Source organism: Stygiolobus sp. CP850M (assembly GCF_037389425.1).
Taxonomy (GTDB): Archaea; Thermoproteota; Thermoprotei_A; order Sulfolobales; family Sulfolobaceae; genus Stygiolobus.
Map to the genome: position 1 here is coordinate 24,338 of NZ_JBBHKR010000020.1, position 6,847 is coordinate 31,184.

6 protein-coding genes and 1 pseudogene are annotated in these 6,847 nt (G+C 40.3%); 5 read left to right on the forward strand and 2 right to left on the reverse strand.

Going from position 1 to position 6,847, the window contains the following annotated elements:
• Positions 1-465: 465 nt before the first annotated feature.
• Positions 466-864, reverse strand: a complete 399-nt coding sequence (locus WIW89_RS00995) for a hypothetical protein (RefSeq protein WP_337719425.1) — start codon at positions 862-864, stop codon at positions 466-468.
• Between the two features lie 155 nt (positions 865-1,019).
• Here WIW89_RS00995 and WIW89_RS01000 point away from each other — a divergent pair, with 155 nt between their 5' ends.
• The 3 genes from WIW89_RS01000 (at position 1,020) to WIW89_RS01010 (ending at position 3,871) form a co-directional block, all read left to right on the forward strand.
• The gene (locus WIW89_RS01000) at positions 1,020-1,967 is read left to right on the forward strand and encodes a hypothetical protein (RefSeq protein ID WP_337719426.1); all 948 of its coding nucleotides are present in this window, start codon (positions 1,020-1,022) and stop codon (positions 1,965-1,967) included.
• Positions 1,968-2,168: 201 nt separating this feature from the next.
• Complete coding sequence (locus tag WIW89_RS01005; protein ID WP_443296277.1) at positions 2,169-3,254, forward strand: transposase; 1,086 nt, start codon at positions 2,169-2,171, stop codon at positions 3,252-3,254.
• 143 nt (positions 3,255-3,397) lie between these two features.
• Entirely contained in the window at positions 3,398-3,871 is a 474-nt protein-coding gene (locus WIW89_RS01010; RefSeq protein ID WP_337719427.1) for a PaREP1 family protein, read from the forward strand.
• Positions 3,872-4,268: 397 nt separating this feature from the next.
• Here the strand turns inward: WIW89_RS01010 and WIW89_RS01015 are convergent.
• A pseudogene (locus tag WIW89_RS01015) lies at positions 4,269-4,444 on the reverse strand (RNA-guided endonuclease TnpB family protein); the annotation flags it as partial.
• A 313-nt stretch (positions 4,445-4,757) separates the two neighbouring features.
• On the opposite strand from WIW89_RS01015, the gene WIW89_RS01020 reads away from it, so the two are divergent.
• Positions 4,758-5,342, forward strand: a complete 585-nt coding sequence (locus tag WIW89_RS01020; protein WP_337719428.1) for an IS607 family transposase — start codon at positions 4,758-4,760, stop codon at positions 5,340-5,342.
• Entirely contained in the window at positions 5,320-6,618 is a 1,299-nt protein-coding gene (locus tag WIW89_RS01025; protein ID WP_337719429.1) for an RNA-guided endonuclease InsQ/TnpB family protein, read from the forward strand. The genes WIW89_RS01020 and WIW89_RS01025 overlap by 23 nt, the downstream gene beginning before the upstream one ends.
• Positions 6,619-6,847: the final 229 nt, after the last annotated feature.

The window sequence follows — 6,847 nt, forward strand, 5'->3', positions numbered from 1 at the left end:
TTCGTAGGCAATTTATTCATAATTAACTCTAATTAACCTTGTTATTGCCGATCCTACTACTAGCGGATCCAGAAATATATAGATTATGTTGAATAAAGAGGGAAGAATGAACAATAGATAGCGATAACGCGGTAATGTAAAAATTACGAGTGCGAGGAAATATAAAAAAGTTCGGAGTTTTTTAATGTGTATATCGCGTCATGAAGGTTAAGTAGTTTTTTCTGATATCCTCCCTTTAGAGGTATCTCAATATTCCTGAATAGTGCTCCCAATACTCCCACTCTGTTAACTCCTACTTCGTATCGCTACATATATACATATAATGATATATGAATGATAATATACCTGAAATTGATTCGGAAATTATGGGTGATGTGAGACTTGTGAGAAATAAGGGAATCAACATGGCAGTTGGGTTCAACTTGTTCACCTCATCTGAGAAGAATTGTGTGATTATAATTCAGTTCATTTTTTAACACGTGTTAACGTTATCGCTATAAACAGCGGTATAGCGTCTTTTACTATCTCAGTCGGCAATGATGCATTTAGAGGCTTCACGACTAAAGCAAGAAGTATTATTTCACCTACTACGTAGGGTATGACGTAGAATTTGTTTTCGTCGTAAAGTTTGCGATATTTGAAAACCTTTCCGAGGACGAAAACAAGAGATACTAAGGTTAGAGCTAAAAAAACAGAATTTTGTGGTAGTACTCTCAAGTTGTAATATTTTAAGGTTTCAAATACCACGTTGATTATACTAGAAATAGTAATTGCTTTCACTAGATCTATTCCTTTATCCAATACTCCATATCTAACGTAATAAAGCACCTTTTGGGTAGTGTCGATAACTTTTTTATAATCCACTTCTTTTCACCTGATTGTACAATTCATAGATAACAAATAGCATAAGCGTCTTTCTACAAAGTTTCTGGTAATACCTAAGACAACAAGCTGAATTTGTTCGGCTATTCTCCTAAAGTAGATTTTATTAGCTTAAGAGAGTTGCCCCTTTGTATATTATGAAGTTGGCCAAAGTCGTTTCTATTATATTCATAATCGCTTTAATTTTCTTAGTAATAATTTACTTTGTATACCTTGAAAATTTATTTAATGCATATGCATACACACAGAATTCTATAATGAAATATTTCTTATCGCCTCAGCTAATAAAACCAAATAATAAATCAATAACAGTGAACGATACGGCATTCGAGCTTATGTATTATAATGTTTCTGAAAGTGAGTTAACTGAGTTAATACACAATACTAATACTTTTACTAAAGACATTGGATATTTATTAGCGTCGATTGCAGGGTTAATAATACTCTACGTACTATATATTTGCCTTTATTTTAGGGTTTTTATTAGAAATAGAAATTTATTGCCAAGCTTTATTTTCCATTCTCTATTTCCTATCGCTGTTGAACTTATCATTATTATACTCATACCTTTATCTCTGGGACTTATTTTCTATAGTACGATTTTCCCTATCCTTTTGACTTTTCTTTATGCATTAGACCATTTGCTACCTCTAAACACTGCTTATTCAATGATAGATTCACTAATCTTTGGTTTAGATATCTTTTTATTTGTAGTAGAGTTTTTAATTGAACGGGTTACCGAGAACGAAATTGCATCAATTCCTACTACAATTGATAAAGCAGTGAAATATTTTCATTCCTTTAATGAAAAATTAGAACATGTTATTAACGTAGGGAAATTAGCAATTAAAATTTTAGTTATAATTACATTTGTTATCTCAATAGCTACAACTTTTTTGGCTTATTTTAATATCGCATATCTAATAGAAGACTTTTATTTTGTATTTTCTACAATGTCAATCATTACCGTTCTGGTATTGTTAGTTTTGATTGCCGAATTCCTAGTCAATATAAGCTTTAAAGGAGTGAGTTATATAGAGAGGCTAATTCATAGATCTAAGACGAGAAAGAGTAAAAAACCGTAATAATAAAATCTAGCTAGGCTTGGTAGCCAACTAGAGCTTTTTTATATTCTAGTTTTCTATACGCTCTAAGTAGAATAAAACTTTCGCAGAGATGAAGTTTCAGCTTTCCATTACAGCAGTTATGGGAATCTTAGGGAGGTAATACCAAGAAGTCGGTATTAGCGAGAAGTTTTTAATTTTAGACGTCGTCCCACTGAAAAGATGACAAACCGAAAGGGACAAGTGGAGTACGCTAAGAAGAGGCTGGTCAAGGCGGTCAACCAAGTCCTGGGCGTGATCAGGAGGAACGGGAGGAGCAGGAAGGTCGGTTTAGCACTCGCCTTGATGGTCCTGCTAGGTGGGAGGACCAGCGTGAGGAACGCTGCTGAGACGTTCGGGTTGGACTACGCAAACCTGCTGGAGGCGTTGGGAGAGCTCCACGACGCGTGGAAGGACTACTTGAAGGTCCTGTCGGGGCTGGTGAAGGGTGAGGTTGCCGTAATCATAGACGACACCGTGGACCACAACGCTCCGGGTAGACGTGAGCCCCCACGGAAACTACTGGATCTACTGCCACACCCACCGGAGGTTCGAGAGGGTCAAGCTCCTCACGGTCGCCATAGTAGACCTCTCCACGGGCAGGGCGTTCATGGTTCCCCCTACGCCGTGAGGAAGATGTTGGACTTGGGGATGGTCAACGAGTTCAAGACCAAGATCGACTTGGCCAAGGAGATGTTGGACGTACTCAAAGGGTACTTCCGCGTGTCCAGGGTAGTCTTCGACTCGTGGTACTGGTCGGAGAAGCTCGTGAAGGACAACGTGGTGTCTGAGCTCAAGTCCAACCGGAGACTCCTCAGGGTCGAGTCGGCCCGGGGGACCCTCGAGGAGGTGGAGGGACACCTCCGAGTGGGAGACTTACCCCCCGGAGTCTACTACGCCGACCTGACCCTGGGAGACCGAGTGACTACAGTAAAATTGCTAGTCCGGGAACGTGACTCTGGGACACACGTGAAGTGCCTCTACACGACCGACCTCTCGCTCAGCGAGGAGGAGATCGAGGAGGCATGGAAGATGAGGTGGGAGATCGAGGAGCTCCACAGGGACGTGAAGGCCTTGGGACTGGAGGACTCCTCGTTCTGGAGGAGAGAGAGGCTTCAGGGGTACCTCACGGTCTTCACCATCATGATCAACGTTGTCAGGGAGCTGGTGGGGGCTCTTAACCTGAGGAGCGTGGAGGCGTTCCTCAGGTTCGTTGAACGTTATTTAGGTGGACCGCCTGGGCTAATGAAAATCTTTAAGTTACGTTAAAGTCCCATAACTGCTGTATTAATTACTGAAAAATTCTCAATGTATCATATCATGCTTATGAAATAAATTGAAGAGATCAACAAAGCAGAGCTCCAGCGATTTTATTATGTGGTAGATTAATAAATACTAAAAGGAGTTTTAAAATGCAAGAGTTACCGAAGCCTTGGTTTGACCTTCAGACTTATAAGAAGACCAGGCTTTTAGAGGCTAAGTACGAAGCGGAAATCGCGAGAAAATTCCTTGATGAAGGACTCATTAGGAACGCTGCGGGAAAAGTTTACCAAGCCTGGAAGGCGTTAGTTGCTGGTATTGCGGTAGACTATAGGGATAAGTTGAGGAATTTATTTACTGGTAAGGTTAAAATAAGAGGTGGGAAAGCGGTGGAGAAGGTAGATTGGGTAATTGCTATAATGCCGAGTACTGCATTAAAAACGGTCTCGCAAGTTATCGGGGGTGAAATCTCACTTTATACTAATGTAGCTCTGCTTATTCATCAGTATCAATACAACGGCCCGGACAAGGAGGGTATTTTAAGTCCCTACACGAACGATGAAGTAGCAAAGAATGATATTATCTTGCTTCTTAACGAAATAGAGAAGATCTTAAGTTCGTACTGAAACTTTTTCGTAACGCTGCGGAGAGATACTCGGTGAGGTTGCTGAAATATTGGGAGTCGGACTTTCGTAGGGTTTCATGACTGACTTCCTTATATAATTAGTCAGATCTGTGTAATACAGATCTGACTGGGGTGTAGGCAGTTTTAGACATAAAGCTCGATGCGTAGCTTGGACGCCTCCAACTTGAACCAGAAGTTAGGCTTAAAGCCCTAATAAGGGTAAATTTAGAGGTCCCAGTTGCAGGAATAGATGTATCAAAAGATAAATTAACTGCACTATAATAATCAGTTTAACGCCAGTAAGTAAAGCAGGTTTCATTGCGTAAGCAGTGTGGCTATGCTCGATTTTTCGTTTTCATATCGGAGGCTCCTCATGACGAGAATTCTCTCCAGAAGCCTCATCGTTCCCACACCAATTTAGCTCTCATCTGGTGGGCAGATGAGAGGGCCAGAGACCACCGTTTAAATTAACTATTACAATAACATCACGATCATTCTCATAACCACAAACACACTCAAACCAACGATAATCAACTTCCCTCATCTTTCTACCACACCTAGGTGTAGTGATGGAAAAGGAGTGATAAGGCTGAGTGATTAATAGTCACGATGAAGGCCGAACTCTACTTACACGTTGTTGCTGAAGATTATAGTCAATCTCTTCTCTAACTTTATCATCATCAACATAATATTCTATCTTTTCATCAAGTTCATCTAGATTGGAATACATCTCTATATTTTAAAAATACTTTCCAAAGTGCTCCTTCTTCCCTCAATATAAACCCAGAACATCCCGCAATTTCAAAAACTCACATATTATACGCCGTTTAAGAGCAGTTTCGGATAAACCTTAAAGTTTATATTATTTCATCATAAAATTTTATACAATGTTAAGACCTAAAGAAGTGTGCCAACGCCTAGGAATTTCATACGCAACACTCAGAGAATATGTTAAGAAAGGGTACATAAAACCCGTGATACTAGAAACTGGGAAGTGGAGGTTCAAGGAAGAAGACGTCGAAAGACTGATGGGGATTGTTAGAAAGAGGAAAGTGATCCTTTACGCAAGAGTATCATCAAACACACAGAAAGACGACTTAATAAACCAAGTAAAATACTTGGAGGAGAACGTTAAGGATTACGACCAAGTGATAACAGACGTCGGATCTTCATTAAACATGAAGAGGAAAGGGTTCCTCAAGTTGTTGAGGATGATACTAAACAACGAAGTATCGAAAGTTGTCATAGCCTACCCAGACAGACTAGTAAGGTTTGGTTTCGAGATAATTGAAGAAGTATGCAAAGCACACAACTGCGAGATAGTCGTTCTAAACAGGGAGGACAAAACACCAGAACAAGAGTTAATAGAAGACTTAATCTCTATACTAGTCTCCTTTAGTGGAAAGTTGTACGAAATAAGGAGTCACAAATACGAGAAGGTGAAGAAATGTGTCGAAGAACTTAAGGCTTAATGACTTTCAACCAGAGGAGGAATACGTCTACCTAACGTACTCTCTGAAGAATAATAAGAAGGAGGAGAGCAAGATATTATTAGAAAACTACAAGATCCTTCTACACAAAGCTTTAGACTGGTTATGGGATAGAACTAGGATAGAGAGGAAGGAAGTAAAGAAAGGTAAGAAAGCCACTAAGATCAAAATAACCCTGCCTAAGAAAAAGGAGGTTTACAAGGTATTCAGAGACGAGCTTGAAAAGATTAACAATCTAGCTTCCCACTACGTGGACAAGGCAATAAGCGACGCTTACTCGATATTGAGGGGTTGGAAGAGGAGGGCTGAAAAAGGGCAAGCGTCATTGAGGAAACCTAGATTGAAGAAGGTTTACGTTAGGGTAAAGTCGACACTTAGGAAAGTTGAGGGCGAAGAAGTTAGGATTACAGTAAGACCTTTCGAATACGTCACCTTCTCTTGGTCTCACAAATGGTTTTCAAGGAGGGTTGAAGGGCTTGAGTTGGGTGAGCCCATAATTAAGGAGGATAAAGTTCACCTACCATTCCGTTATAAATTACCTTGGTTTACTCCCCTTGACTTTCTATCTATTGATAGTAATCTTTACACATTAGACGCTTATGATGGTGATAAGTTCGTCACTTTCTCTTTGAAGGAGTTGTACAGTCTAAAATTCGGTATGGAGTTGAAGAGGAGTAAAATACAATCTTTTGCTTCAAAGCACGGTAGGAAGGGGAAGGTGTTAATGGAGAAGTATTCTCATAGGGAGAGGAACCGCGTGTTACATTACGTTCACAAGTTCGTGAACAAGTTGCTGGAAATGTATCCTCTCACTATGTTTGCTGTTGAGAAGTTGAATAAACAAGAGATGTTTAGAGATGCCAACGACAAGCTGTCTAAGAGAATTTCAAGGACTGTGTGGAGGACAATTCACCGCGTGCTAAAGTACAAGGCTCCCCTTTACGGTTCCTTCTTGAAGGAGGTTAACCCACATCTCACTTCCAAGTCCTGCCCCAGATGTGGATGGGTTTCCCGAAAGGTCGGCAGGACTTTTCACTGCGAGAGGTGTGGGTTCACTCTGGATAGGCAACTGAACGCATCTCTAAACATATACCTCAAGATGTGCGGGTTTCCCCACCTCTTTTTTACTCCCACTGGGAGTAGGTGGGTCGGGGTTATCCCGCTAAAGGGGCGGAGGGGTATGAGCGGGGCAATGCCCCGTGACTCCAGTGAAGCCCAACGGCTGAGGATTGATATTAAATATTATGAAATCCTATGAAGCCCAAACCCCTCTGCTCTTAAATCAGTAGGGTGATGAATGTTGAGATTAACCTTAGTCTGATTTATGATCTTTAGATAATCTTCTCCATATATTCGGTAGACCCCAAAAAATCATTTCACAAAAATTATCTCAGCAAATTATTTACATAATAGAAAAATTAGAAATTAATAGGAAAAATTTAAGGTTAGGAGAGCTGGTATTACCAGTGGGAGATGAAACTTGATAA